This is a genomic window from Mycobacteroides saopaulense (assembly GCF_001456355.1).
GTDB classification, from domain to species: domain Bacteria; phylum Actinomycetota; class Actinomycetes; order Mycobacteriales; family Mycobacteriaceae; genus Mycobacterium; species Mycobacterium saopaulense.
In genome coordinates, this window is record NZ_CP010271.1 from 3,123,229 (window position 1) to 3,147,883 (window position 24,655).

At 63.8% G+C, this 24,655-nt stretch carries 25 protein-coding genes and 1 pseudogene; 13 read left to right on the top strand and 13 right to left on the bottom strand.

Features of this window, described 5'->3' with window-relative positions:
• Positions 1–27: 27 nt before the first annotated feature.
• Complete coding sequence (gene car, locus MYCSP_RS15645) at positions 28–3,516, top strand: carboxylic acid reductase (protein WP_088414243.1); 3,489 nt, start codon at positions 28–30, stop codon at positions 3,514–3,516.
• On the opposite strand, the gene MYCSP_RS15650 is transcribed toward car, so the two are convergent.
• Positions 3,487–4,182, bottom strand: a complete 696-nt coding sequence (locus tag MYCSP_RS15650) for a TetR/AcrR family transcriptional regulator (RefSeq protein WP_070909838.1) — start codon at positions 4,180–4,182, stop codon at positions 3,487–3,489. The genes car and MYCSP_RS15650 overlap by 30 nt on opposite strands.
• A 97-nt stretch (positions 4,183–4,279) precedes the next feature.
• On the opposite strand from MYCSP_RS15650, the gene MYCSP_RS15655 reads away from it, so the two are divergent.
• Positions 4,280–5,227 (top strand): SDR family oxidoreductase, encoded by a 948-nt coding sequence (locus tag MYCSP_RS15655; protein ID WP_088414245.1) that lies wholly within the window; start codon positions 4,280–4,282, stop codon positions 5,225–5,227.
• A 38-nt stretch (positions 5,228–5,265) separates the two neighbouring features.
• Here the strand turns inward: MYCSP_RS15655 and MYCSP_RS15660 are convergent, their stop codons facing one another.
• Both MYCSP_RS15660 and MYCSP_RS15665 read right to left on the bottom strand, forming a co-directional pair.
• Positions 5,266–5,946 carry a TetR/AcrR family transcriptional regulator gene (locus tag MYCSP_RS15660; protein ID WP_088414247.1) on the bottom strand — a complete coding sequence of 227 codons (681 nt, stop codon included), beginning with the start codon at positions 5,944–5,946 and terminating at the stop codon, positions 5,266–5,268.
• 258 nt (positions 5,947–6,204) lie between these two features.
• On the bottom strand, positions 6,205–7,062 hold the full coding sequence (locus MYCSP_RS15665) for a LysR family transcriptional regulator (protein ID WP_088414249.1): 858 nt from the start codon (positions 7,060–7,062) through the stop codon (positions 6,205–6,207).
• Positions 7,063–7,373: 311 nt separating this feature from the next.
• On the opposite strand from MYCSP_RS15665, the gene MYCSP_RS15670 reads away from it, so the two are divergent.
• The 4 genes and pseudogenes from MYCSP_RS15670 (at position 7,374) to MYCSP_RS23640 (ending at position 10,391) form a co-directional block, all read left to right on the top strand.
• Entirely contained in the window at positions 7,374–7,982 is a 609-nt protein-coding gene (locus MYCSP_RS15670) for an HdeD family acid-resistance protein (protein ID WP_083015507.1), read from the top strand.
• A 63-nt stretch (positions 7,983–8,045) separates the two neighbouring features.
• A complete protein-coding gene (locus tag MYCSP_RS15675) occupies positions 8,046–9,512 on the top strand; it encodes a CoA transferase (RefSeq protein WP_083015510.1) in 1,467 nt (488 codons plus the stop codon).
• A gap of 44 nt (positions 9,513–9,556) precedes the next feature.
• A complete protein-coding gene (locus MYCSP_RS15680; protein WP_070909832.1) occupies positions 9,557–9,973 on the top strand; it encodes a hypothetical protein in 417 nt (138 codons plus the stop codon).
• A 92-nt stretch (positions 9,974–10,065) separates the two neighbouring features.
• Positions 10,066–10,391, top strand: a pseudogene (locus tag MYCSP_RS23640) (histone-like nucleoid-structuring protein Lsr2).
• A 19-nt stretch (positions 10,392–10,410) separates the two neighbouring features.
• On the opposite strand, the gene MYCSP_RS23645 reads toward MYCSP_RS23640, so the two are convergent.
• Positions 10,411–10,887 (bottom strand): hypothetical protein, encoded by a 477-nt coding sequence (locus MYCSP_RS23645; RefSeq protein ID WP_083015514.1) that lies wholly within the window; start codon positions 10,885–10,887, stop codon positions 10,411–10,413.
• A 90-nt stretch (positions 10,888–10,977) separates the two neighbouring features.
• On the opposite strand from MYCSP_RS23645, the gene MYCSP_RS15695 reads away from it, so the two are divergent.
• Entirely contained in the window at positions 10,978–11,589 is a 612-nt protein-coding gene (locus MYCSP_RS15695; protein ID WP_070910092.1) for a TetR/AcrR family transcriptional regulator, read from the top strand.
• Between the two features lie 3 nt (positions 11,590–11,592).
• Here the strand turns inward: MYCSP_RS15695 and MYCSP_RS15700 are convergent, their stop codons facing one another.
• Positions 11,593–12,429 (bottom strand): metal-dependent hydrolase, encoded by an 837-nt coding sequence (locus MYCSP_RS15700; RefSeq protein WP_088414250.1) that lies wholly within the window; start codon positions 12,427–12,429, stop codon positions 11,593–11,595.
• Positions 12,430–12,437: 8 nt separating this feature from the next.
• Positions 12,438–13,274, bottom strand: a complete 837-nt coding sequence (locus tag MYCSP_RS15705) for a metal-dependent hydrolase (RefSeq protein WP_030097129.1) — start codon at positions 13,272–13,274, stop codon at positions 12,438–12,440.
• A 142-nt stretch (positions 13,275–13,416) separates the two neighbouring features.
• On the opposite strand from MYCSP_RS15705, the gene MYCSP_RS15710 reads away from it, so the two are divergent.
• The 3 genes from MYCSP_RS15710 to MYCSP_RS15720 all read left to right on the top strand — a co-directional run bounded on the left by MYCSP_RS15710 (position 13,417) and on the right by MYCSP_RS15720 (position 14,852).
• Entirely contained in the window at positions 13,417–13,752 is a 336-nt protein-coding gene (locus MYCSP_RS15710; protein ID WP_070909828.1) for an ArsR/SmtB family transcription factor, read from the top strand.
• A complete protein-coding gene (locus MYCSP_RS15715; RefSeq protein WP_083015521.1) occupies positions 13,749–14,252 on the top strand; it encodes an SRPBCC family protein in 504 nt (167 codons plus the stop codon). Before MYCSP_RS15710 ends, MYCSP_RS15715 begins: the two co-directional genes overlap by 4 nt.
• Positions 14,253–14,405: 153 nt before the next feature.
• Positions 14,406–14,852 carry a nitroreductase family deazaflavin-dependent oxidoreductase gene (locus MYCSP_RS15720; RefSeq protein ID WP_088414252.1) on the top strand — a complete coding sequence of 149 codons (447 nt, stop codon included), beginning with the start codon at positions 14,406–14,408 and terminating at the stop codon, positions 14,850–14,852.
• Here the strand turns inward: MYCSP_RS15720 and MYCSP_RS15725 are convergent.
• Positions 14,836–15,585 (bottom strand): acyltransferase, encoded by a 750-nt coding sequence (locus tag MYCSP_RS15725; protein ID WP_070909825.1) that lies wholly within the window; start codon positions 15,583–15,585, stop codon positions 14,836–14,838. The two genes, MYCSP_RS15720 and MYCSP_RS15725, sit on opposite strands and share 17 nt — an antisense overlap.
• Positions 15,586–15,670: 85 nt before the next feature.
• Between MYCSP_RS15725 and MYCSP_RS15730 the strand changes: the two genes are divergently transcribed.
• Positions 15,671–16,963 carry an outer membrane protein assembly factor BamB family protein gene (locus tag MYCSP_RS15730; protein WP_088414254.1) on the top strand — a complete coding sequence of 431 codons (1,293 nt, stop codon included), beginning with the start codon at positions 15,671–15,673 and terminating at the stop codon, positions 16,961–16,963.
• Here MYCSP_RS15730 and MYCSP_RS15735 read toward each other — a convergent pair.
• Genes MYCSP_RS15735 through MYCSP_RS15755 form a run of 5 tightly spaced genes read right to left on the bottom strand, consistent with a single transcriptional unit; the run spans position 16,917 to position 21,603 of the window.
• The gene (locus MYCSP_RS15735; protein WP_088414256.1) at positions 16,917–18,110 is read right to left on the bottom strand and encodes a THUMP-like domain-containing protein; all 1,194 of its coding nucleotides are present in this window, start codon (positions 18,108–18,110) and stop codon (positions 16,917–16,919) included. The genes MYCSP_RS15730 and MYCSP_RS15735 overlap by 47 nt on opposite strands.
• A gap of 17 nt (positions 18,111–18,127) precedes the next feature.
• Positions 18,128–19,105 carry a class I SAM-dependent methyltransferase gene (locus MYCSP_RS15740; protein ID WP_070909822.1) on the bottom strand — a complete coding sequence of 326 codons (978 nt, stop codon included), beginning with the start codon at positions 19,103–19,105 and terminating at the stop codon, positions 18,128–18,130.
• Between the two features lie 21 nt (positions 19,106–19,126).
• Positions 19,127–19,921, bottom strand: coding sequence for an enoyl-CoA hydratase (locus MYCSP_RS15745; protein WP_088414258.1), 795 nt, complete (start codon positions 19,919–19,921; stop codon positions 19,127–19,129).
• The gene (locus MYCSP_RS15750) at positions 19,918–20,736 is read right to left on the bottom strand and encodes an NUDIX hydrolase (protein ID WP_088414260.1); all 819 of its coding nucleotides are present in this window, start codon (positions 20,734–20,736) and stop codon (positions 19,918–19,920) included. Before MYCSP_RS15750 ends, MYCSP_RS15745 begins: the two co-directional genes overlap by 4 nt.
• A gap of 24 nt (positions 20,737–20,760) precedes the next feature.
• Positions 20,761–21,603, bottom strand: a complete 843-nt coding sequence (locus tag MYCSP_RS15755; RefSeq protein ID WP_070909819.1) for an ABC transporter ATP-binding protein — start codon at positions 21,601–21,603, stop codon at positions 20,761–20,763.
• Between the two features lie 120 nt (positions 21,604–21,723).
• Here MYCSP_RS15755 and MYCSP_RS15760 point away from each other — a divergent pair, with 120 nt between their 5' ends.
• Positions 21,724–22,470, top strand: a complete 747-nt coding sequence (locus tag MYCSP_RS15760; protein WP_088414264.1) for a helix-turn-helix transcriptional regulator — start codon at positions 21,724–21,726, stop codon at positions 22,468–22,470.
• Here the strand turns inward: MYCSP_RS15760 and yczE are convergent.
• A complete protein-coding gene (gene yczE, locus MYCSP_RS15765) occupies positions 22,452–23,144 on the bottom strand; it encodes a membrane protein YczE (protein ID WP_088414266.1) in 693 nt (230 codons plus the stop codon). The two genes, MYCSP_RS15760 and yczE, sit on opposite strands and share 19 nt — an antisense overlap.
• 62 nt (positions 23,145–23,206) lie before the next feature.
• On the opposite strand from yczE, the gene yczR reads away from it, so the two are divergent.
• Positions 23,207–24,655 (top strand): MocR-like transcription factor YczR, encoded by a 1,449-nt coding sequence (gene yczR / locus MYCSP_RS15770; RefSeq protein ID WP_088414268.1) that lies wholly within the window; start codon positions 23,207–23,209, stop codon positions 24,653–24,655.

Consider the following 24,655-nt stretch of genomic DNA (forward strand, 5'->3'; position numbering starts at 1 on the left):
CCCGAGCTAGAAGAAAGTGAGCCGCAGATGACGGCTGGTGCGGCGGCTCGTGCCGCCGAACTGTTCGAGTCCGACCCCCAGTTCCGGCAGGCCCTACCCGACCCGGAGGTAATGGACTCGCTGCTGGTTCCCGGCCTGCGGCTATCCCAGGTGCTGCATGCCTTGTTGACCGGATACGCAGACCGGCCGGTGATGGGATTCCGGTCCCGTGAGACCGTCATCGATCCTGCCTCCGGCCGTGCGGTCGACCGCTTGCTTCCCGCCTTCGAAACCATCACCTATGGGCGGCTACTCGAGAATATTTCGGCCATTCTCGCCGAGTGGCAGCACGGCACCGATGCCATCGGTGCCGGTGACTTCGTCGCGACCATCGGCTTCTCCAGCCCCGACTACGTCACCCTCGACCTGGCCACCCTGATGAACGGCTCAGTATCGATTCCGTTGCAGCACAACGCATCGGCAACTCAACTGCGGGCGATGCTGGAAGAGACCGACCCGCGGTTGATCGCCGCAAGCGCCGACTGTCTCGACCTCGCGGTGGAGGCGGCGATGGGGCTGTCGAATCTGCGGCGCGTGGTGGTCTTCGACTACCGACCCGACACCGATGATCATCGCGAAAAACTGGCCGCCGCAAGAGCCCGCTTGGACGCGGCCGGCATGGAAGTGGTCATCGAGCCACTTGCTCAGGTGATCGCGAAGGGGCGAGAGCTGCCCGAGCCGGTGCTGTACACCGACGGAGACGATCAACGCACCGCCCTGATCATGTACACCTCCGGTAGCACGGGCGCTCCCAAAGGCGCCATGTTCACGGAGTGGACGGTGACCCGCTTCTGGTCCTCTGGCGCGGCACCCAACCGGGACACCCCGATCATCAACGTCAACTTCCTGCCGCTCAACCACCTCGCCGGCCGCGTGGGACTACTGACCGCCTTCATCCCCGGCGGCACCTGCTATTTCGTTCCGGAAAGCGATCTGTCCACGCTCTTCGAGGACTGGCAATTGGCCCGCCCCACCCACATGGGCGTGGTCCCCAGGGTGGTCGACATGCTTTTCCAGCACTACCAGACCCGGGTGGACGCGCTCGTGGCCGAGGGAGCTGACGCCGACACAGCCGACCGTTTGGCCAAAACCGAACTGCGCGAAGACGTCCTGGGCGGGCGGGTCATCGCCGGCATGCTCGCCACGGCGCCACTGTCGCCCGAGATGAAGACCTTTCTGGAATCCTCACTGAACTTTCACCTGCTCGACCTCTACGGCTTGACCGAGGTGGGCGGCGTCTTCCGGGACGGCAAGATCTCCCGCCCACCGGTGCTCGACTACAAGCTCGTCGACGTCCCCGAGCTGGGCTACTACACCACCGACAAACCCCATCCGCGTGGCGAATTGCTGATCAAGAGCGCCACCGCGACGCCCGGGTATTACAAGCGCCCCGACGTCACCGCCGAGGTGTTCGACGCCGACGGCTACTACCGAACCGGGGACGTCATGGCGGAGATCGCACCCGACGAACTCGTGTACGTGGACAGGCGCAACAACGTCATCAAGCTCGCCCAGGGCGAGTTCGTCGCGGTCGCGAACCTGGAGACGGTGTACGTCGGCGCTCCACCGGTGCGCCAGATCTTCGTCTACGGCAACAGTGAACGCGCCTATCTTCTCGCCGTCGTGGTACCCACCGAGGAGGCGTTGCGCGCTCATCCCGACCCGATCGAATTGAAGAACACGATCCGGGAGTCGCTGCAGCGGACCGCACGTGCCAACCACTTGCACTCGTATGAACTTCCGGCCGACTACATTATCGAGACCACGCCGTTCACCATCGAAAGCGGGATGCTTGCCGCCGTCGGTAAGCCGATACGTCCCAAAATGATCGAGTACTACGGCGATCGGCTGGAACAGCTCTACGTTGATCTTGCCGAGGCTCGCGTACAGGAGCTGCGACAGCTTCGCGATACGGCACAGCTGCGCCCGGTGATCGAAACCGTGACCGAGGCCGCCCAGGCACTTCTCGGCATGGCCGCTGACGCGGTCCGCCCGCAACATCACTTCATCGATCTCGGTGGAGACTCACTGTCCGCGTTGACCTTTTCCAATCTGCTTAGGGATCTGTTCGATGTGGAGGTTCCCGTCGGTGTGATCACCGGTCCCGCAGCAGATCTGCGAAAACTCGCCGCCTACATCGAGCACGAACGCGAGAGCAGCACCGCCACCGCGGCCAGTGTGCATGGACCGGACGCGCCCAACATCAGCGCGGAAGAACTCACCCTGGATAAGTTCATCGACGCCGAAACACTCCGCAACGCTTCGGAACTGGACATTCCCACAGGTGCGGTCAACACGGTCCTGCTCACCGGCGCCAACGGCTACCTCGGAAGATTCCTCTGCTTGGAGTGGCTGCAACGGCTGGCGCCGACCGACGGACGGCTGATATGTCTGGTTCGCGGGGACGACGACGATGACGCACGGGCCCGCCTTGAGGCGGCATACGGAGAAACCGATCAGGCGCTACTCGATGAGTTCCGCAACTTGGCGCGCCGGCATCTGCGGGTGATCGCCGCCGACATCGCGCAGCCACGATTCGGCGTTGACGACGCGACGTGGGAGCAGCTGACTCACGATGTCGACAAGATCGTCCATCCGGCCGCACTTGTGAATCACGTGCTGCCCTACAACCAGCTGTTCGGACCCAATGTCTTTGGCACAGCCGAGGTTATCCGCCTGGCGCTGACCACACGGTTGAAGCCGGTGACCTATCTGTCGACGATGGCTGTCGCCATGACCGTGCCCGATTTCGAGGAGGACGGCGATATTCGGGCGGTGAGCGCCGTGCGCACTGTCGACGACGGGTACGCCAACGGATACGCCAACAGCAAGTGGGCCGGCGAGGTGCTGCTGCGGGAGGCACATGACCTGTGCGGTCTGCCTACCAGCGTCTTCCGCTCCGACATGATCCTGACCCACCGGCGCTACAGCGGCCAGCTCAACGTCACCGACGCCTTCACCCGCATGCTGCTGAGCCTGGTCCTCACCGGGATCGCGCCACGAAGCTTTTATCAGGGCGACGGCAACGGCTCCCGGCCGCGCGCCCACTATGAAGGGCTCCCTGTCGATTTCGTCGCCGAGGCCATCACCACGCTGGGCCTGGCCACTGCCGAGGGGTTCCGGTCGTACAACGTGATGAACCCGCACGATGACGGCATCTCGGTAGATACCTTCGTGGACTGGCTCATCGACGATGGCCACGCGATCGACATCATCGATGGCTATGAGGAATGGCTCTCACGATTCGAGACGGCGCTGCGCGGCTTGCCCGACGAGCAGCGGCGTGCCTCTGTGCTTGCGCTCCTCGACGCCTACCGGGCGCCCGGACATCCGCGCCGCGGAGCCGCGATACCCACCGACGTCTTCCGGAAAGCCGTGCAGGATCACGAGATCGGCGATCACAACGACATACCGCAGATCGACCGGGCCCTGATTGGGAAATATCTGTCAGACCTTCGGGCGCACGGCCTGCTCTGAGCGCGCGTGCAGACCCAGCAGCTGAACAGTGAGCCCCTCTTTCAGATAACTCGCGAACAGGTCCGCTGGGGCCTGTAGTCCCAGCTCCCCCATCACGGTGCAGACGGCGTCCGTGGGGTGCGCGTAAGGCCACATGCCGGCCACCAGGATGTGGACGACGCCGGCGAAATGCGCCGCGTCGTGTACCGACAGCTCCGGCAGCACGTCGCGGACCAGTTCGGCAAGCCGTTCGGCCTTCTCCGACGCGCGACGCTTGAATCCCCGGGCGAACTCCACCGAGATATTGCGCTCGAGGACTGAGGCCATCGCGCTCATCAATTCGCACAGCAGCGGTCGTGCGATGAGCGAGGTCGCCACCACGTCGGCTACCCGCGTTACATCAACGACCCCGGCCGCCTTCAGCTGTTCGAATTGTTCGGCGACCTCGCCGAGCATTGCTTCCTGTTCGCGTTCCAGGATCTCCAGGAAGATCGCCTCACGCGTCTCGAAGTAGCGCAACACGTTCGACTTGGACAGCCCGACTCGCGTGCTCAACTCACGCAGGCTGATGTCGACCACCGGCGCCTCGGCGAGCATCTGTGCCGCCACTTCGAGAATCGCGCGCTTACGCTCCTCGACCTGCTCCGGCCTGCGTGCGCGCTTGAACCCGCAGTCACTGTTAGACACCTCACAACGATAACAGACCGACGGGCTCTTGTTTTAAAGCCCAGTGGTCCGTTATGTTGGCCGCAGGCCCTCGGGACCACTACTCAAGGAGAATCACATGCCACGCACACCGCAAGGGAATGTCATCGTTCCCGACCTCACCGGAAAACTCGCCGTCGTCACTGGAGCCAACAGCGGCCTGGGGTTGGGCCTCACCAAGGCACTTGCCCAAGCAGGAGCCGAGGTCATCCTGGCCGTCCGCAACCCAGAAAAAGGACAGCGCGCCATCGCCGAGATCAAGGACGAAAATCCTTCGGCAACAGTGAGTATGCGCCACCTCGACCTATCCTCGCTGGCGAGCATCGCCGCGCTGGGCGATCAGCTCAATGACGAAGCGCGACCCGTCGACATCTTGATCAACAACGCCGGCATCATGACGCCCCCAAGCCGCGACGTCACCGACGACGGATTCGAATTGCAGTTCGGCAGCAATCATCTCGGACATTTCGCACTCACCGGACACCTCTTGCCGCTCTTACGCTCTGCGGGCACTTCACGAGTGGTAACCATGAGCAGTGGCACCAATCAATTTGGACGCCTCGACTTCGATGACCTGCAGAGCGAACATCGATACAACACCAATCGCGCCTACGGCACATCCAAACTCGCCAATCTGATGTTCGCCCGCGAACTGGACAGACGCAGCAGTGAGGGCCGCTGGGGAATCCTCAGTAACGCAGCACATCCCGGTGCCACCCGGACCAATCTGCAGATAACCGGTCCGACGCACAACGGGGAATCGACATTTGCCTATCACGCAATGCGACTCAGCATGGGGTTCAACTGGATGTGGCAGAACGTCGACCAAGGCATCCTGCCAGCCCTGTTCGCGGCAACCAGCACCGGCGCACAGGGCGGAACCTACTACGGCCCAAGCGGTTTTCTCGAACTGACCGGAGATACAGCGGCACTGGCCCGCGTCCCCAAGCGCGCCAAGAACGAGGCCGACGCTCGGCGCCTATGGGACGCATCTGAAGAGCTGACCGGCGTTCGGTTTCCCGAGTAGACCGGCCGCACCGGCCACAACGTGGGCCTGGCCGGGACCTACTTTCCCCAACTGCTGATGAGCGCGTGCGCCGCGCCGACGCCCGCTCCGACGAATACCGAGGTCAGCTCGGCCGCCATGGCCGAGTCTGCCCCGGTATCCAGCACCGCCTTCATGTTGGCCGATACCGCGGCGGCCACCATCGAGACACTCGTCATCGCGACAATCCCCGCCTTCTCATCCAGCGCAGGTGTCTTCGATGCCATCTCGAGAAGCCCGATACGGATCGTCTCTTTGACGATCGACTGCCCGCCCTGATCACTGTTGGGCCTGTTGGGATCCAAGAGCAATCGCAGGATGTGCGGATGCTCGGCAACATATTCGTAAATGGGAACGATCCGCTTGCGAATGAATGCGGTGGCATCATCTGGGGTGTACGGCGTGCCCTCCACCGCAGCCTCCACCGCCGCCCAGACTCGTCGGTACTCACGGTCGAACAGCTGAGCCAACAATGCGTCCTTGGTGCCAAAATGGGCGTACAGCGTCTGCTTGGTAGTACCCGAACCTTTGGCAATCTGGCTCATCGTCACCGCCCGGAACCCCAGCTCGGCGACCGTGGGCAGCGCAGCATCCAGCAGGTCGTCGACGGTATGTCGCCGACCGTGCTTCTTTGTGTCCGATTTGGTAACAGTAATACCCAAATTATCTTGACTGCGCGGTATGACTGTGCTGGACTCCACGGTGTGACTATAGGTTCGTCAATCGAGACGCGGAGCAGCATCCGCTCGCCAGTTGTCGGACCGACTTGGAGAACCTGTCGGCACACCACCACCGCCCCGCACCTATAAGTCTGCAATCTTAATCAGCAGACAAACCACCTCGTAAAGCAAGGCTTGGTTTTCCAATTAACTGCACTATGCAGAAACTGGAGCCAGTGCCGAGCGTGCTGCCAAAACGATGTCATACAAATCCGGATCGCTATCCGGCAGATCGCTGCGCTACACTAGAATAGTGACAAGCGTGGCATCCATGCCGACAATCGACCGGCACACCTTATTGAACGGTCTGTAGGCATCGATACTGTTGAAAGCAGACAATGGCACAATTGTGAAAGCGCCCTCATCGTTGGTGGAGTGCGAGGCGGTGTCAAAGCTGGCCCGTACGGGCTCCAGTACTCCCGCGACATCCAGTTGCAGCTCAGTCTGGCGACCGAACTCCGCAGCCAAGTCACCCTCCGGCCTTACGTAGGACATCCGAGAAAGCTCCCCTACGGAAATCGGCCGATCGATTCCAAATCTTGCCTTGCAAAGCACCGCGCCCATTTCTTCTTCATGGATCGCCTCACCGAGGAGGCCGGGCGCGCCCAGGGGTGGCCTGATCAACCCGAAGGCCAGCTCTCCACGCCGAACTCCGGTGATGATCTCGCTGCTCAACAGGTGCATTGAGGTGAGTGCGGTGCCGGCGGCACGAACCTCTAGGTCAATTAACCTCTTGCGAACGTCGGGGTGAAGTAGCGGAGGAACGCCATAGAGAACCGAACGCGCGAAATTCCCCATCGGGCGTTCGGCGGCAATCCTGGGCAATTCATCGAAGAGCGAAAGAATGTGCCGCGCGATGGGAACCAGCCGCACGCCATCTCCGGTGAGCTCGACGCGACGAGTATCGCGAATAAACAAGCGCACCTTCAAAGCGTTTTCCATGTCGCGAATTCTTCTGCTCAATGGAGGCAAGGAAACACAGAGTGCCTTCGCAGCCTGGGTGAAGCTTAATCTCTCGGCGACCGCTACAAAGCACCGTAGGTCGTGGATATCTGGGCGACCATGGTTCACCAGATAATGATATGCGAGGTTAGCCATGCCGGCCGCAGTCCACCGCGTTCAACTCTTTCAGTTTCGGAAATACAGTGTTGCTGAATTGGGAATATTGTGCACAAGAAAGTGGCGACCGCCCATGATAGTTTCAGCACCCGAGACGGTTAGCTACACGAACTTGTTGGGTTAGCAGGACCACATAGGGGGGTACTGGCCACGCTCTCCATCCATCTGCTGTTCACCGGATAGTCGCTTTTCAATCGCAGTGCTGTCGTGCCAGTTCCACGCTGATAGAGAACCAGCCTCCCCCAATTCCCGGGGTATTTGAGTTCAGGACATACGAGAAGGGGTAAATAATGACCGATACCGGTACCGCGGTAGAGCCAGAAGATTCGCCGATCAAGCGCTTCGCAAAGAACGCCTGGCTCTACGTCCTAGGGCTTGGAATTGTCGCAATTGCCACCGGCGCCATCGTCCTGGCGTGGCCAGGGCAAACTCTCCTCGTCCTGGGTGTCTTTTTTGGGATCTACCTGCTGCTCAGCGGCCTCGTAGAGATCGTTCTCGCGTTCGCGCCGCACCTGCGTGGCTGGACGCGATTTATCAGCGTCATCACCGGCATCCTGTCGATCGTCCTCGGCGTGATCTGCCTGCGAGATCAACTGGAATCTGTCCTTCTGCTGGCAGTTTGGATCGGAGCTGGCTGGATCATCACCGGTATCGGTCGTGTGGTCGCCGGATTCGCGACGCGGGCTCCGGGCAGTGGCTGGTCCGTGCTCCTCGGCGTGGTGCTCGCTCTCGGCGGCATCGTGCTGATCGTCTATCCCGCCGACTCCATCGCCACGCTCGCCCTGGTCTCCGGGATCTGGCTAATCGCGATCGGCATCGCACAGGTAATCGATGCCTTTCAACTCAAGCGCCGTACCGGCCAGCTCAGGGACTTCATCGAAAGCCGTTTCGAAAACTAGCGCACTCAACCATTCGATCTATCGATACGGACTTTCGACAACTATGAGGAGCGTGTGTAAGTAATGACCTCTGTACCCATCCTTCGCGATCTGACCTCGGCACCGGATATCTTGGCGGATTTCACCAAGCTGCTCGGACACCTGCAGCTGGACATCGCCGACACTGGCGGAGAAGTACTCTTCACCGGTCAAGATCCGATCCTGCCTAGCAACCATAGGTTGGGCGCGATCATGGCCATGGGGATGATGGCGCCGGCAGTGGCGACCCAGATCCTCTATCGCCTGCGCGGCGGCCCGGAGCAGGATCTCGCGGTCGACTTGCGTCGCGCGGTGGCACATATCAACCCCACCTACAACTTCACGCCGACGGTCGGCGGGTATGCGATGCTCCCGGCTGCCGCGACGGCGAATCCGTTCGGCTTCAGCATCTATCCGACCAAGGACGGTCGGTGGTATCTGCCAACCGCGGTCTACCCTAAGGCGCTCCTGCAGTGGCTGGGCCTCCTGAAATCCGGATTCGACGCGAAGTCGGTGGGCCAGGCGATCGGTCGATGGAACGCTCAGGATCTCGAGGATGCAGCCGGTGCCCAAGGCATGATCGGCGCGATGTGTCGCACTCCCGAGGAGTGGTACGCACATCCACAAGGGCAGTACCTCGCCCAGACTCCCATGATCGAAATCGTCAAAATCGGTGACTCCGATCCCGAGTTGCCCGCGCTGACCAACCCCAGCCGCCCGTTGTCGGGCATCAAGGCCGCCGCTATGACGCACGTCATCGCTGGTCCGGTAGTCGGGCGCGTGCTTGCCGAGCAGGGTGCCCAAGTTCTCGACTTATCCAACCCCTCAGTGGAATACGAGGCTTTGGTCGAGGATTGCCATCTGGGCGCACGGTCTACCTGGTCGGACCTAAACCAACAGAAGTACCGGGATCAGGCCATGCAGTTGATCAAGGGCGCCGACGTCTTCATCGAGAACTACCGCGGCCGCAAGATCGCGAACTTCGGGTTCACGCCGGAGTCGGTCGCAGAAGCCAGGCCCGGCATCATCTACACCTCTGTCCGAGGCTTCGGCTGGGAGGGCCCGTGGATCGATCGCGGTGGTTTCGACATGGACGCCAACTGCGTCACTGGTTACACGACACTGGAAGGCTCACCCGAGAAGCCGCTGCTGCCGCCGACCGTGATCCTCAACGACTACCTGGCCGGATACCTAACCAGTGCGGGAGTTCTTGCGGCACTGATACTTCGGGCCAAGCACGGTGGTAGCTACCACGTACGAACATCGCTGTCACGGTTTTCCATGTGGTACTCCGAGCTGGGCGTGTTCAACCCAGAATATGTTGCCGAGTCACTCAAAAAGCCTGAGCACCAGCCGATTCTGCCCGAAGGACTGGAGTTGAGCTCGGCGTTCGGGCGCCACGTACGTCTCGAACCGGGCATCACATACTCGAAAACGCCCGGCCACTGGGAAGGTCTCGGCGGCTACCCCGTGGTCGGCCCGCAGGGCTCTTCCGATCCAGTCTGGGTCTAACTCTCCAACACTTCACCAAATCCGCTACCAACCAAGGAAGAAACATGACATTGAAGAACCGCTTCAACGGCCTCGTCGACCGCGCCAAGCAGGGGCAGGAACACCTGGAGGCCGCACAGGACAAGGCCAAGACCGATCTTCAGAAGGACGTCGATGCCGCCAAGGCCAAGGCCAAGGCCCACCAGGAAAACATCGACGCCAAGGTGGACGCGGCACAGGACAAAGCCAGTTCAGCGTGGTCGGACCTGAAGGACAGCTGGAACAGCCATGTGTCAAAGGTCAAGAGCGACTTCAGCGCCAAAGAAGCCAAGCTCGACGCCAAGCTCGCCGCCCAGGAAGCCGACCTCGCCGAGTCCGACGCCTCGTACGCGATCGATGTCGCACTCTCGGCGATCGAAGAGGCCGAGGACGCCGTTGTCTATGCGATCTATGCCCGCAAATACTCGGACGACCTGGCCTAGACGCCACTAGTCCAGACCAGATCTGCTCGGTGGCAGGCCGACGTCATGCTCGGGCCTGCCACCGAGCGTGAACGAAGAAGAGGCTCTTGAACATGGCGAAGCTTGTAACCGTCACTCTCATCGATGATTTCGACGGTATAGCGCGCGCGGACGAAACCGTGGAGTTCGGGCTCGATGGAGTCAGCTACCGCATCGACCTGTCGGCCGAGAACGCCGATCGGCTTCGCAATGAACTATCGGTATGGATCGAGCGAGCCCGAGAGATGCAGCCTCAGACGAGTCGTCACCCGAAGGCGAGCCCGCGTCACCCGAAGGCGAGCCCATCCGCGAGTGGGCACAGCGCAACGGTCACCCCGTCGCCGCCCACGGTAGGATTTCCACGACGCCTACCAGCGGGACACAGCACCCGCGTAACTGAAAACTACAGTGACGCAACGCTATCTGCGCATGTATGCTGGACCCTCCGGCAGCAGCTGCTTAGCTACGAGCTTGTGCCAACGCCGCTGTCGATAACGAAATATCGCCGCCGCTCCCCTGGCGGCCAGGGCGGTAAGCACCCCCGCGTCGATGTCGATCGAGTCGCTATACCGGCTACGACCGTCGGCGACAGGCTCCACGTGCAGGGTGTGATTCCAGGTACGCAGGACCCCGCCACACTCGTTGGTGCGCACGGTTCGGCTCTGCTCATCGATCTCGACCACGTGAATGGTGTGCCGATACAACGGGATAAGATGCAGCCCCCACAGCCATGCGGTACCGAGCTCGCCCACCCGCATGGGCTCGGTGCGCCCGACCAACGCGGGAATGCCGAACAGCCCCCGGCAGAGGTACAGGAAGGTCCCGGCGTATTGCACGGCTCCCCATACCCGGTCGGCGTCGGTGGGCAATTCGGTTTCCAGATAGACCGTCTTCATCCGCGTTCCCTTCCATATGGCCAGGTCAACCACTATTATGAGTAATTACTCGCTTAAGTGGTACTCGCTTTTGAGGAAGGCACCGGCACCATGTCCAGCATCCGGCTACAACCGCGTAAGCAGCCACGACAGGACCGCGCGGAGGCCACCCGCCGACGCATCCTGGATGCGGCTGCTCACGTTTTCGCGGACTTCGGCTACGCCGCCGGGACCACCAACCGGATCGCCGAACGCGCCGATGTCTCGATCGGGTCGCTATACCAGTACTTCCCCAACAAGGACTCCATCCTCGTCGAGCTCATGACCTCGCACACCGAAGAAGGGTTCGCACTCATCCAGCAGCGCCTCAGCATGGGACTGCCCGATTCGATCGAAGACACCCTGCGGATCTTCGTCAAAGCGGCGATCGACAACCATCGCGACAACCCAAGACTGCACCGGGTGCTGTTCGAAGAGGCACCCCGCCCACCCGATTTCCTGGCGATGCTGCACCGCTCCGAGGATGCCGTCGTCGCCGCCGCCGAAGCGCTGCTGATCGCGCACCCCGAGGTCCGGGTGATCGAAACATCCACGGCGGCAAGGATGGTGGTTGCCACCATCGAGTCCTTGGTGCACCGCCTGGTGGCCGGCCCCCGACCCATCGACCTACAGCCATTCGAGGACGAGTTGGTGAGCATGCTCACGCGTTACCTCACCGGCTGAGGGTCAGTGCACATGATCCGCGATCTGCCCCTGCTCGCCGAACAGAACCGCATTCCACTTCGCGATGAGCTCGGTGTTGTCGACCTCGTCGGGATGAAAATCCTTGCGGCTGTAGGAAGCTAGCCGGCCAAAGACCGCCCGCGAGAAGAACGGGGAACCGAAGAGCCGGGCGACACTGCGAAAGAAGAGCCTGGGGTTGTAGAAGTCCCGGTCCCGAAACAGCGATATAAAGGACGCCAAGACGGCCAATGTGGAGAACCCAAATGTGGTGAACCACATGACGAATACCCGCATGCGATAGGTTCCCCCGACAGCCTGGTAGACATCGAACGCCACCGCACGATGCTCGGACTCCTCCAAGGCGTGCCACAACAACAGGGCACGCACCTCGCCCTCGTCGAGCATGTCCAGGGCCCGCTGATCGGAGAGCAGCGTCTCGGCCAGGATCGCGGTGTAGTGCTCCAGCGCCGCGGTCATCGCAAGGCAGTACTTCGCCGAGGAATAGCGCGTGCGCGCCTCCAATACTCGACGGGTGGCTCGATCGATGAGCGCGGTCGGATACCCCATCTCCTGCAGGCGTTCGTTGAGCTCGCGGTGTTCGCGGCTGTGCGTGGACTCCTGGCCGATGAAACCGGCCACCTGGTTCTTGAGTTCGGGATCGGCGATCTGGTCGGCGACGGCGCGTACCGAGCGGATCATGAACGCTTCACCCTCGGGGAAGGCCGCCGAGAGCACCGACACCATGTGACTCATCGCGAGGTCGTCCTGCACATAGTGGCGTCGCAGTGAACCGACGGGATAGCGGAACTTGATCCGTCGTGTCTTGATTTCCTGCCCCACCGTCGCCCCTAGTGCAGATGGCCGGTCAGCTGCCCGTTCTCACCGAACAGCTCGGCATGCCACTTCTCGATGAGTTCGCTGTTGTCGGAGTCGTTGGGATGGAATCCGGGCCGGTTGTACTCGCCGATGCGGCGACGCACCTCGCGGCTCAGAAATGGCAAATGCCGCAGCGCGGCAATGCTTTTCACCAATCGAACCGGGTTGTAGGCAGCTTTGTCGCGCAACAGTGAAATCACTGTCTCGAAGAACGTGGTGTAGATGAACGCGATGGTGGTGCGGCGCATCACCCAGATACGCAGCCGCTCACTACCACCGACTGCCCGGTACACGTCGAACGTGACACAGCGGTGCTCCGCCTCTTCGAAGGCGTGCCACAGCAGCATGGACCGCACCTCGCCCTCACCCAACATGTCCAGGGCTCGTTGATCGGTCAGCAGGGTCTCGGCGAGCACCGCGGTGTAATGCTCCAGCGCTGCCGTGACCGCCAACGTGTAGATCGGCGGGTAGTTCCGAGTCTGGAAATTGAAGATCCGGCGAGCGAGCCGCTCCACGAATGCGGTGGGATATCCCATCTCCTGCAGGCGCTCGTTGAGCTCCCGGTGTTCGCGCCCGTGGGTCATCTCTTGGCCGATGAAACCGGCCACCTGCTTCTTGAGTTCGGGATCGGTGATCTGGTCCGAGTAGCGCCGAACCGACCGGATGAAGAATTCCTCACCCTCAGGGAACACAGCCGACAGCATCGCCATCATGTGACTTGAGACCAGGTCACCCTGCACAAAATGGCGATCCAGCGAACCTGGCTGGTAGCGAAACTTGATACGGCGGGTCTTGATCGGCCTGTCCATACTCAGCTTCCCACTACCCCGCTACGACTTTGATTCGACTGGCCCCGACTGACGAAGCCAACGTCGCTCAGGGTACCGCAACGAGGTGGCATTCCGATGCTCCAAGGGTTGACATATATCTATATCGGTATATGTTCTCCTCATGGCTCGCACCCCTACGACGGCAGATGCGTTCAATGCGATCGCGGAGGCGAGCCGGCGTGACCTCCTCAGCGCCATCGGCACCGGCGAGGTCACGGTCAACGAACTGGTGTCCCGAACTCAGATGGGCCAACCCCAGGTGTCCAAACACCTCGGCGTGCTCCGTGCCGTCGACCTGGTGCGGGTGCGCTCACATGGGCGAAACCGCTTCTACCGGGTCAACGGTGCTGCCCTACGCCCCATCCACGACTGGGTGGGCGCGTTCGAACGCACCTGGAACGAGCGTCTAGACCGGCTCGATGCCCTGCTCACCGAACTCAAGGAGGAACAACCATGAGCGCCGACACCAATCGATACGGCAGCGCCACCGTCGAATTACCCTCGGATACAACGATCCTCATCACCAGATCGTTCGACGCACCCGCCGCGCTGATCTTTCGGACGCTCACCGAACCCGAGCTGGTCAAGCGCTGGTGGGGATTCGAGACCGCGCAGTGGCAGGTTTGCGAGATCGATCTTCGAGTCGGCGGTCGCTGGCGGTACGTGGTCAGCCAGCCGTGCGAGTCCGAGCCGGACATGGAGGTCGCCTTCCACGGCGAGTACCGCGAGATCGACGCGCCCCACCGGCTGGTGAGCACCGAAGTGTTCGAGGGTGTTCCCGACGGCGAGGCGCTGGTCTCCACCACCCTGGACCAGATCGACGGTGTCACCACGATGCGCGTGCTGGTGCAGCACAGCTGCAAGGAGCACCGCGACGGTCACATCAACTCCGGCATGGAGGCCGGCATGCAGGTCAGCTACGACCGCATCGAGGATCTGCTGCGCGACCTGGGATGACAACCTTCACGCCGAGATGACATCTACGCGGGAGAAACCCGGGTAAACACCCGCGTGAATGTCATCTCAGCGCGAAGGCGGGCGTGAAGGCCGGCGCGCGGCCTCGGCGCGAAGGCCCGAAATAGTGCGCCCACGGCGGGCGTTGCAGCGTCCGTGACCAACCAATTCACGTCCGAGTACATCGCCAAGAACCCGCAATGGGTCGACGAGCAGATCGAGATCTACGAATCCAGCGGCGGAGTGGACGGCACCACCTTCGATGGCATACCCGTGGTGGTGCTCTACACCATCGGGGCGAAGTCGGGCCAGATCCGCAAGGCACCGCTCATGCGCGTGGAACACGAGGGCGTGTACCTGGCGGTCGGCTCGATCGGCGGCGCCCCGAAGAATCCGGCCTGGGTCGCGAACCTGCGGGCCAACCCCGTGATCGAACTGCGCGACGGGGAAAACGTGCAGACCGTCCGTGCCGAAGAGATCACGGACGACACCAAACGCGCGGCGTGGTGGGAACGCGCTGTGGCGTCCTTCCCGCCGTACGCGGAGTACACGACGCGCACCACGCGGGTGTTCCCGCTGTTCACCCTCACTCCGGAGAGTTAGCGGCCGCCTTCTTGCGTTCGATATCGGCCAGTGCCTCGGCCAGCTGCGCACGCTGCGCGGCCGAGGCGTCCCAGGCCACCTTCCGGTTCTTGACCACCTTGGCAGGCGCCCCGACGGCGATCGAGTAGTCCGGGATCACGCCCTTGACCACTGCGTGGGCGCCGAGCACGCAGCCGCGGCCGACGATCGTGTCCCGCAAGATCGTCACCTTGGTGGCGATCCAGGTGTCGGGCCCGATGCGCACCGGCGACTTGATGATGCCCTGGTCCTTGATCGGGTAGGTGATGTCTTCCATCCGGTGGTCGAAATCGCAGACATAGCACCAGTCGGCCATGAGGGCGGAGTCACCGAACTCGATGTCGATATACGCGTTGACGACGTTGTCCTTGCCGAACACGACCTTGTCGCCCAGCCGCAGCGACCCCTCGTGGGCGCGCAGCGAGTTCCCGTCACCGATGTGCACCCATCGGCCGATCTCCATCCGGGCCAGCTCGGGTGTGCAGTGGATCTCGACATTCTTGCCGAGGAACAGCATGCCGCGCGTGACGATGTGCGGGTTGGAGAGCTTGAACTTGAGCAGCCGCCAGTACCGCACCAGGTACCAGGGCGTGTATGCCTTGTTGGCAATCACCCAGCGCAATGAGGCCTTGGTGAGGAATTTGGCCTGTGCCGGGTCCCGCAGACGCTGCCCGCGCCACCGCTTGTGCAGGGGAGCTCCCCACATCGTCGTCATGGCCGCACAGCCTACGGGACGCGGCAGGGCGCGCACGCTACCCTGCGATGGGCCGGACCGCCCCCGAAGGAAGGAGTGCACCACCGTGCTTTCCCGGGCACGAGTACTCGCGAGCACTGCTCTCGCGGCGCTCCTCACCGTCACCGGATGCTCCGGCGACGATTCCTGGATCAACATCAAGGCCGCCCCCGGCTGGTCTGCCACCTACGCTGACGCGCACAACAGCAGCTACACGCCCACTGAAGGGGCGCGCGAGCTGACCCTGGAGTGGAGCCGGAACACCAAGGGCCAGATACGCAGTGCCGCGGCGATCGGCATCGACAACTTCATCGCGGTCAGTGCCGACACCCCCTCCGGCTGCACGCTCATGGAGTGGGAGAACAACCGCGCCGCGCGTCAGCGCTGGTGCACCCGGATGATCACCGGCAGTCCGTGGTCCGGACCGCTTGCCGACGGCTACAACAACCTCTACATGGGCCAGCCCGGGGCCATAGTGTCATTCCCGCCCACCCAGTGGATCCGGTGGCGCAAGCCCGTCATCGGTGCGCCCACCACACCCAAGATCGTCGAGCCCGGCCGACTTCTGGTCGTCACGCACCTCGGTCAGATCCTGGTCTTCAACGCTCAGCGCGGCGAAGTCGTGGGAACCCCCATGGATCTCCTCGAAGGGGTCGACCCGGCCGATCCACGGCGTGGTCTGGAGGATTGCGAAGCGGCGCGGCCCAAATGCCCGGTGGCGGCCTCTCCCGCCTACGACCCGGCGACCGGCACCATCGTCACCACACTGTGGCAGCCGGGCAAGCCGGTGCCGGTGCTGCTGGGCATCACCTACGACGCCGACGGCAACATCACGCTGAAGCACAAGTGGGCCAACAAGATCATCGACGAGGGTGTGATCGGCTCCCCCGTGATGTCGCACGACGGCGAGACGGTCTACATCAACGACCGCAAGGGCTCGCTGCACGCGATGCACACCTTCGACGGCAGCCAAAAATGGTCGTTGCCGCTGGGGTTCAACGCGACCACACCACCGTCTGTGGCACCCGACGGAACGATCATCGCGGGAACCGGCGACAAGGCCACCCTGGTGGGCATCAAGGATTCGGGCAGCAAGGGTGAAATCGCTTGGCGCCGCGACGATCTTGTTCCGCTGTCGACATCGAGCCAGGCCGCCGGAAACGTGGGCTACGCCGTCGTCAAGGATGGGGACAAAGGCCTGGCGCTGGTGGTGTTCAACACCCCGGACGGAGCCACCATCAACCGTTACCCGCTGCCGGACGCCGACGGCTTCCCGGTGGGGATCTCGATCGGACCGGATCAGCGCGTGATCGTCACACTGAGCGAGGGCTTGGTGTACGGGTTCCGCCCGGGGACCTAGCCGCGCAAACGAAGGCTTGTGCGCCACTGCCGATTCGGGTGATGACCGCCGACAGGGCCACACTGCCCCGAAGCTTCAGCCGGGTGCGCAGCACTGCCGGGTCCACGTCGACCCCACGGACGGTGATCTCTAGAGAGCCGCAATCACGGGCGGCCAGCGCCTGCCGCAGCCGCTTCTCGTTGTAGGGCAGTGTATCGAGCACCCGGTAGCCCTGCGTACCGGCGGGCACGGCATCCCCCGACAGGTATGCGATGCGGGAATCCAACTGCCACAAGCCATGTCGCGCGGCGTACTGCCGCACCAGTCCGGCACGCACCACCGCGCCATCGGGATCGATGATCCACTCCCCCGCCTCGCCCACCGCGCAGTCGTCGGGGTCGGCGTCGGTCAGCTGGTACCCCTGCCCGGACGTCACCAGCACGGTGGCACGCCTGCGCGCACGCGCCAACCCGGCTGACCACAGACACGCCTCACGCACACCACCGTCGAGCGAGACCACCTCGATCTCACCGTCGAAACCGGTCTGCTGGCGCAGATCGGTGAAATCCAGTCCCGGAGCACATTTGACCACCAAATCGCGATCGGCATAGGTCCGCAACACCGCGTCCAGCGGTGGCGTGTAGGCGGACGGGTCGAACCGTCGGCGTCCGCCGGAGCGGCGACCCGGGTCGGCGACCACCACCTGTGCGCGACTTGCCGGCGCCAGCGCATCGGCCCGGCAGATCAATACCTGTTCGCCGATGTTGTGGCGCGCCATCGCCGTTCGCACCGGATCGATGTCACTTCCGATGACCGTCGCCGCGACACCGTCGAGGGCGGCAAGCTCGGCCCCGACCGAACACGTGACGTCGTGAACCACCGAGCCCGCCAGCCGGGCCGCCCGGTGTCTGGCCACCGCGGCCGGGGTCGCCTGCTGCAGCGCATCATCGGTGAACAGCCATTGGCCTACATCGCCCAGCTTTGCCGTCGCCTTACGGCGCAGCTGCACCGTCTGCGCCAGGACCGCCGCGCGATCGCCGAACTCGGCGCGCAACGCAGCAGTATCGGCCACCAGGGTGCTGGGCGAGAACGTGTACGCGGAGGCCCGAGCCAGGTCCGTTCTGCCCGCCTCCGACGACAGATAGGTGACGTCGGAAAGGTCGAACACCGGCGGTTATCGAGTGATTAAGACGGCTTGAGCCCGGTGATCATCACGTTGTAGTACCAGCCCTTGGGCACCACGTGACGCCATACGTTCTCGTCCACCCAGCTGAGCGCCTTCCAACCGCCGAAGGCGAACTTCGCCCAGCCCCAGCCCAACTTGCCCGGCGGCACCGTCGACTCGAACGTGCGCACCGGCCAGCCCAGCATGGCGGCGGTGAATTCTTCACTGGCTGTCCGCACCGCGACGGCGCCGGCGTTGGCGGCCATCTTCTCCAGATCAGCCGGGTCAAAGGTATGCAGGTCGACGACCCATTCCAGGGCCGCCGCACGCGAGTTCTCGTCGAGTTCCTCCTGCGGACGCCGCCAGCTCTCCAATCCGGGCAGCTTCATCGCCTGGACGGTGGCCTTCCAGGTCAGATTCGCCAGCGCGCGGGCGTACAAGTTCCCCACGGTGGTGGGCTCACCGGCGAAGATGAACCGTCCACCCGGCTTGAGCACCCGCAGCACCTCACGCAGCGACAGCTCGACATCGGGAATGTGGTGCAACACCGCATGGCCCACCACCAAATCGAAGGTGTTGTCGTCGTAGGGAATCCGCTCGGCATCGGCGACCCGGCCATCGACGTCCAGACCCAGCTCCTTGCCGGTGCGGGTGGCGACCTTGACCATGCCCGGGGACAGGTCGGTGACCGAACCACGACGGGCCACGCCGGACTGCATCAGGTTCAGCAGGAAGAAGCCGGTGCCGCAACCGAGCTCCAGGGCACGGTCGTAGGGCAGCTCGCGCTGATCCTCGACGGGCACGATGGCGTCGAACCGGCCGCGGGCGTAGTCGATGCAGCGCTGGTCGTAGGAGATGGACCACTTCTCGTCGTAGGTTTCTGCTTCCCAGTCGTGATAGAGGATCTGGGCGAGTTTGTTGTCCTCGAAAGCGGCGGCGACCTGCTCGGCGGTGGCCTTCGTGGTCGGCTGGCCGTCCAGCCCCGTAATCTCCGTCATGGCCGTCAGCCTAACGCCTGGTTAGGCTCCCCTGAACCGGGCCGTCCCCGGGCCGATCTCCAGCTGAGCGGCCACCCCGTCCACGCGGTCCTGCGTCGCGAACACCTGGCAAAAGAGCTCACGCTCCCTGTCCAGTCCCCCGGCCAGCGGGCTGTCGAATCCATGATCGATGGCTTGCTTTGCCGCCGCGAGCGCCAGGGGCGGCCCGTCGACGAAGCGTCGGGCCCAGGCCGCGGCCTCGGTGTAGACATCGTCCGGCGCCACGATCTGATCCAACAGGCCCATCCGCAGCGCCTCTTTGGCCTCGACAAAGCGGCCGCTGAAAACCATCTCCTTGGCCCGGCTCAGTCCCACCACCCGCGCCAGCCGCACGGTTCCGCCACCCCCGGGGATCATGCCGACCAGAATCTCCGGCGACCCCACCTTGACGTTGTCCCCGGCTACTCGCCAATCGGCCGCCAGCGCCAGCTCCAGTCCACCGCCCAACGCGTATCCGGTGATCGCGGCCACGGTGGGTTTGGCCAGCTCCGCCACCGCGGTGAGGGCGGCCTGGCGGGCCCCGGCGCTGCGCGCCATCTCGTCGGCGGTCAGCTCCGAAAGTTCTGCCAAGTCGTCGCCGGTGCAGAAGATTTCGTGTCCGCCGTAGACGATGACCACCCGGATGTCCTCGCGCGCGTTCGCTTCGGCCGCGGCCTGGGCGAGTTCGCGGTACATCTGTCGGGTGAGGGCATTGGTGGGCGGTCTAGACAGCGCGATGGTGCCAATGCCGGGGTGCTCGGGCGCGGTGCGTACCGAGACGAATTCGGGCTCGCTCATATCAGTTCCGGCCCCGTCACCTCGGGGATCTCCATGGCGCCCTGCCGGGCGGCCTCGTATCGGTCGACGTCGTCGAACTGGACGAACCACCGGCCGTCCTGCTCGGTCAGGGTCGGCATGATCGGCGCGATACTGCGCGCCACGGCCAGCACCTCGGCGACCGTGGCGCCGGATGAGGACACCGCGTCGAGCTGGGACCAGGTAGGAGGAAGCAAGAAGCTCCGGCGCTCGGTGAAGGCCGTGATCGCGGCGTCGGGGGTCTGCCAGCCCGAGGCGACGGCCTCGGTGTTGTCGCCGTCGGCGTCCTGCCCCGCGGGCAGGGCCGCGACGAAGAAGAACGTGTCATAGCGGCGCGGCTCGGCTTCCGGAGTAATCCAGTTGGCCCACGGCCGCAGCAGGTCCGCCCGTAACAGCAGACCCTCCCGCTGCAGAAACTCGCCGAACGACAGCGTCTTGTCCGACAGATCGTGGCGTGCCTGACGGCAGGCCGCCGCGTCCCCGACGATCTCGGTCTCCGAGGTGCCCGCGAACAACACGCCGCACTCCTCGAAGGTTTCGCGCGCGGCGGCGCACACCAACGCCGACGCCAACTCCGGCGTGACGCCCAGCTGTTGCGCCCACCAGTCGACATCCGGACCCACCCACGGCAGGTCGGCGCGCAGGTCGCGGGAGTCCACACCCCCTCCCGGGAACACGGTCATCCCACCGGCGAAGGCCATGGCGTTGTCGCGGCGCATCAGGAACGCCTCAACGCCGACGGCGCCGTCACGGATGAGTACGACGGTGGCCGCAGGCTTCGGCTCAGGTGGTGTCAACGGGAGCTCCTTCGACTTTGCGCGCTACTGCGCGCGGTGGGCTGCCCGGGCCCGGGCACGTCGCGCGAAGTAACGTCCGTCGATCATCTCAACCACGATCGACTGGCCGAACGCGCGGGACAGGTTCTCGCTGGTCATCACATCCGCCAACAGCCCCTGAGCGACGACCTCTCCCTCCGACAGCAACAAAGCGTGGCTGAAACCGGGCGGGATCTCTTCCACATGGTGAGTCACCAGCACCATCGCCGGCGCATCGGGGTCGGCGGCGAGCTCACCCAGCCGCGCCACCAGTTCCTCACGCCCACCCAGGTCCAATCCGGCAGCCGGCTCATCGAGGAGCAGCAGCTCGGGATCGGTCATCAACGCCCGCGCGATGAGTACTCGTTTGCGTTCGCCCTCGGACAGCGTCCCGTATGTGCGTTCAGCCAGATGTTCGGCGCCAAGGGTTTCGAGCATGTCTACGGCGCGCGCCGTATCGATCTCCTCGTACTCCTCGCGCCAGCGCCCCAACACCGCGTACCCAGCCGACACCACCAGGTCGCGGACAACTTCGTCATCCGGGATCCGCTGCGCGAGTGCGGCAGAGCTCAGGCCGATCCTTGCCTTGAGTTCCGATACGTCGACACGACCCAACCGTTCTCCGAGGATGGCGGCGTGACCCGCCGTGGGGTGCTCCATGGCCGCCGCGATCCGTAGCAATGACGTCTTCCCGGCGCCATTCGGACCGAGAACCACCCACCGCTCGTCCAGCTCGACCGACCAGGTGACCGGGCCCACCAACACCTTGCGGTTGCGGCGCAGCAGCACATCGCGGAAATCGAGCAGAAGGTCCGGATCAATTTCGGCCACGGGGCCATCGTGCCGCATCCCGCCCGGCGAGCGACGGGCGGGAGCCACCTGGAGAGCCATCTCCGACATGCATCCGGACCCATATCGCGTATCCTCACTCATACGTTAGCAATCTCGGAGGGAATCCCAGGCAACCACATGACAAACGACCTTGATCTGGATCCATACCTGGACACGGTGCGCAATATTGGGCTTGCTAACCACCGACTCATCGCGCAGCTCGATGCCGAGGTAAATCAAATTCAGCAACGTGCAGCTCACGGCGAAGATCGCTCGTGGATTTGGGATGACCTCAAGGTGTGGCGTCGCCGGGTTGATGCCTTCCAATCCCAGCTGCGGCGTGACACCACAGCCCTGGGCCGCCTGATAGATGCCAATCGGCGAATCAAAGGTTTCGATCAGGGTGTCGATAACAGCACATCACAACTAGATTCCTCGACAGAGAGCAACCGCGGCACGCTCTATCCCTTCAAGGATGCGCGGGCGCAAGAGGAATTCGTCGCCAGACTTAACCGGGTATTCGCGGTCCTCCACACCCCTGGGCGGGGTCCGTATTCCAACAGCGAATTTCTGATATTCATGCGAACCGGAGGCACCGTGGTCTCGGCGCCTTATCTGTCCCAGCTGCGAAACGGGCAGCGAGGGCGGCCCTCCCTGCAGGCGCTGGAGAGCATCGCGCACGCTTTTCGCATCGACGTCCGTTACTTCACCGATAGTGGCTACGCGGACGAGCTGGAGGCGGATTTGGTCATGCTCGAACTCGCCCAGAACTCCGCGGCGGCAGAGCTGACTGCCAAACTGCTCGACCTCCCAGAGGCCGTTCGTGAACAGCTGCTTGCCGACGCAGAGCAGTTCGACCGGCGCAATCAGACCGCGACGTCCTGAGGCGACGACGCCGCCGGTTCCACGCATAACTTGTCACCGCGCTGCGTGCTCAGCACCGCACCCCAACCGCTGACGGCAAGCAGCCGCCGGGGCAAAATGCGCAACACCACCTGAATGAGGGGCCCGATCCCCAGCGCGTAGAGCACCGTGCCGACTCCCACGTTCCCGCCGAGCAACCAGCCCGTGGCAACCACCAAGACCTCGATGGTGGTCCTGATCAGTCGCACGGAGCGTCCAGTCCGATGAACCAGTCCAGTTGTCAGTCCATCACGGGGCCCCGGCCCCAACCCGGCGCCCACGTAGAGCACCGTCGCGATCGCGTTCAACACCACGCCGCCGACCAGGAACGCCACCCGCACGGCCATCGCGGACGGCGCCGGGAGCCAGGCAAGTGTCGAGTCGACAGCCACCGCAATAACCACGATGTTGGCGATGGTCCCCACACCGGGCTTGTTACGCAAGGGAATCCAGGCGAGCAGCACCACCACGCCGGTGACCGCCGAGGCAAGCCCGATGCTCATCCCGGTGCGCATCGAGAGCCCTTGGTGGAACACGTCCCAGGGATCCAACCCAAGCCCCGCGCGCACCATCAGCGCCATCGAGGCTCCATAGAGGTACAGACCCACCAGCAGCGCGGTGCCGCGCGCACTCCATCCCATCCATTTCCCGGTCACTCGACGATTTTCTCGGCCAACTGGCTTGTATTTCAATAGCCAGTTAAGCCACACTGGCTTTTATGCCTGATCGAGTGGTCACCGCCGACACCCTGGCCCGTCACCTCGGACAATGGCGCACCGCAGGCTCTGCGGGGCCTGCCTACGGCGCGCTGGCCGACGCGATCCGGCTCCTCATCATCGACGGACGACTGCCCCTCGGCGTCCGGATCCCCAGCGAGCGAGCACTCGCGAGCGCGCTGCACGTCAGCCGCACCACCGTCACCGCGGCCTACACCGAATTGCGCGACACCGGATATCTGTGCGGCCGCCAAGGCGCGCGCAGCACCACCGCGCTGCCCGGGCCGGACCGATCACCATCGGCCACAACGGGGTTGATGAACCCGACGATTGACCTACAGAATGCCGCCACCGCCGCGCCGGCCGCAGCGGTGCTCGAGGCCTACCAGGTGGCCCTGACCAAACTGCCCACCCACCTCCGGGGCATCGGCCATGAATTGATCGGCATCCCCGAGCTACGTCCCCGTATCGCCGAGCACTTCTCCCGACGAGGACTGCCCACCACCGAGGACCAGGTCATGGTGACCTGCGGTGCGCAGCAGGCCATCGCGCTTCTGCTCGGCTCCTTCGTGGAGCCCGGTGACCGGGTCCTTGTGGAGCAGCCGACCTATCACGGCGCACTCGACGCGATCGGTCAACGTGGCGGGCGCCCGGTACCGGTACCGCTGCACACGCACGAACGCGAATCCGGCTGGGACATGACCGGGATGGAGACCACCATCCGTCAGACCGCCCCGAACCTGGCATACCTGGTGTTGGACAACCACAATCCCACCGGCCTCACCATGCCACTGGTGCAACGAAAGGCGTTGGCCGAGATCATCTCTCAAACCCGCACCCGCACGGTCGTCGACGAATCACTCGTCGGTGTCTGGCACGAGAACTCCACACCTGCACCGATGGCCTCGCTGGTCTCCCACCCCGACCTGGTAGTCACCATCGGGTCCATGTCCAAGTCGTTCTGGGGCGGGATGCGGGTTGGCTGGATCCGCGCCGACCGCACCACCATCGCGCGCCTGGCCGCGGTGCGCTCGGCCATGGACACCGGAACCCCGATTCTCGAACAGTTGGCTGCTGCCGAACTCTTGGAACGTGCGGACGAGGTGGAGGCCACGCAGCGCGAAAGCCTACGTGCGCGCCGCGCGCTGGTGGTGGCCGAACTTCGCCACCGCCTTCCCGACTGGGAGCTGCAGGAGGCCGAGGGCGGGCTGTGCATCTGGGCCCGACTGCCGGCCCCGATGAGCACCGCGCTGGCCGCCGCCGCGGCACGCCTGGGGGTTCGCATTGCCGCCGGCCCACGGTTCGGTGTGGGCGGATCGCTGGAACGCTTTGTGCGGGTGCCCTTCACCCAGCACGACGACCAGCTGCTGCGGGGTGTCGAGCTGCTCGCTCAGGCGTGGCACACCGTCACCGGCGCGCTGCCGCTGGCCGATTCGGCAATGGTGGGCTGA

Excerpts from the sequence above, each read along its gene's own strand:
- car (WP_088414243.1), top strand. The coding sequence starts at position 28 with ATGACGGCTGGTGCGGCGGCTCGTGCCGCCGAACTGTTCGAGTCCGAC.
- MYCSP_RS15655 (WP_088414245.1), top strand. The coding sequence starts at position 4,280 with ATGCCACGCACACCGCAAGGGAATGTCATCGTTCCCGACCTCACCGGA.
- MYCSP_RS15665 (WP_088414249.1), bottom strand. The coding sequence starts at position 7,062 with ATGGCTAACCTCGCATATCATTATCTGGTGAACCATGGTCGCCCAGAT.
- MYCSP_RS15670 (WP_083015507.1), top strand. The coding sequence starts at position 7,374 with ATGACCGATACCGGTACCGCGGTAGAGCCAGAAGATTCGCCGATCAAG.
- MYCSP_RS15675 (WP_083015510.1), top strand. The coding sequence starts at position 8,046 with ATGACCTCTGTACCCATCCTTCGCGATCTGACCTCGGCACCGGATATC.
- MYCSP_RS15680 (WP_070909832.1), top strand. The coding sequence starts at position 9,557 with ATGACATTGAAGAACCGCTTCAACGGCCTCGTCGACCGCGCCAAGCAG.
- MYCSP_RS23645 (WP_083015514.1), bottom strand. The coding sequence starts at position 10,887 with ATGAAGACGGTCTATCTGGAAACCGAATTGCCCACCGACGCCGACCGG.
- MYCSP_RS15695 (WP_070910092.1), top strand. The coding sequence starts at position 10,978 with ATGTCCAGCATCCGGCTACAACCGCGTAAGCAGCCACGACAGGACCGC.
- MYCSP_RS15705 (WP_030097129.1), bottom strand. The coding sequence starts at position 13,274 with ATGGACAGGCCGATCAAGACCCGCCGTATCAAGTTTCGCTACCAGCCA.
- MYCSP_RS15710 (WP_070909828.1), top strand. The coding sequence starts at position 13,417 with ATGGCTCGCACCCCTACGACGGCAGATGCGTTCAATGCGATCGCGGAG.
- MYCSP_RS15715 (WP_083015521.1), top strand. The coding sequence starts at position 13,749 with ATGAGCGCCGACACCAATCGATACGGCAGCGCCACCGTCGAATTACCC.
- MYCSP_RS15725 (WP_070909825.1), bottom strand. The coding sequence starts at position 15,585 with ATGACGACGATGTGGGGAGCTCCCCTGCACAAGCGGTGGCGCGGGCAG.
- MYCSP_RS15740 (WP_070909822.1), bottom strand. The coding sequence starts at position 19,105 with ATGACGGAGATTACGGGGCTGGACGGCCAGCCGACCACGAAGGCCACC.
- MYCSP_RS15745 (WP_088414258.1), bottom strand. The coding sequence starts at position 19,921 with ATGAGCGAGCCCGAATTCGTCTCGGTACGCACCGCGCCCGAGCACCCC.
- MYCSP_RS15755 (WP_070909819.1), bottom strand. The coding sequence starts at position 21,603 with ATGCGGCACGATGGCCCCGTGGCCGAAATTGATCCGGACCTTCTGCTC.
- MYCSP_RS15760 (WP_088414264.1), top strand. The coding sequence starts at position 21,724 with ATGACAAACGACCTTGATCTGGATCCATACCTGGACACGGTGCGCAAT.
- yczR (WP_088414268.1), top strand. The coding sequence starts at position 23,207 with ATGCCTGATCGAGTGGTCACCGCCGACACCCTGGCCCGTCACCTCGGA.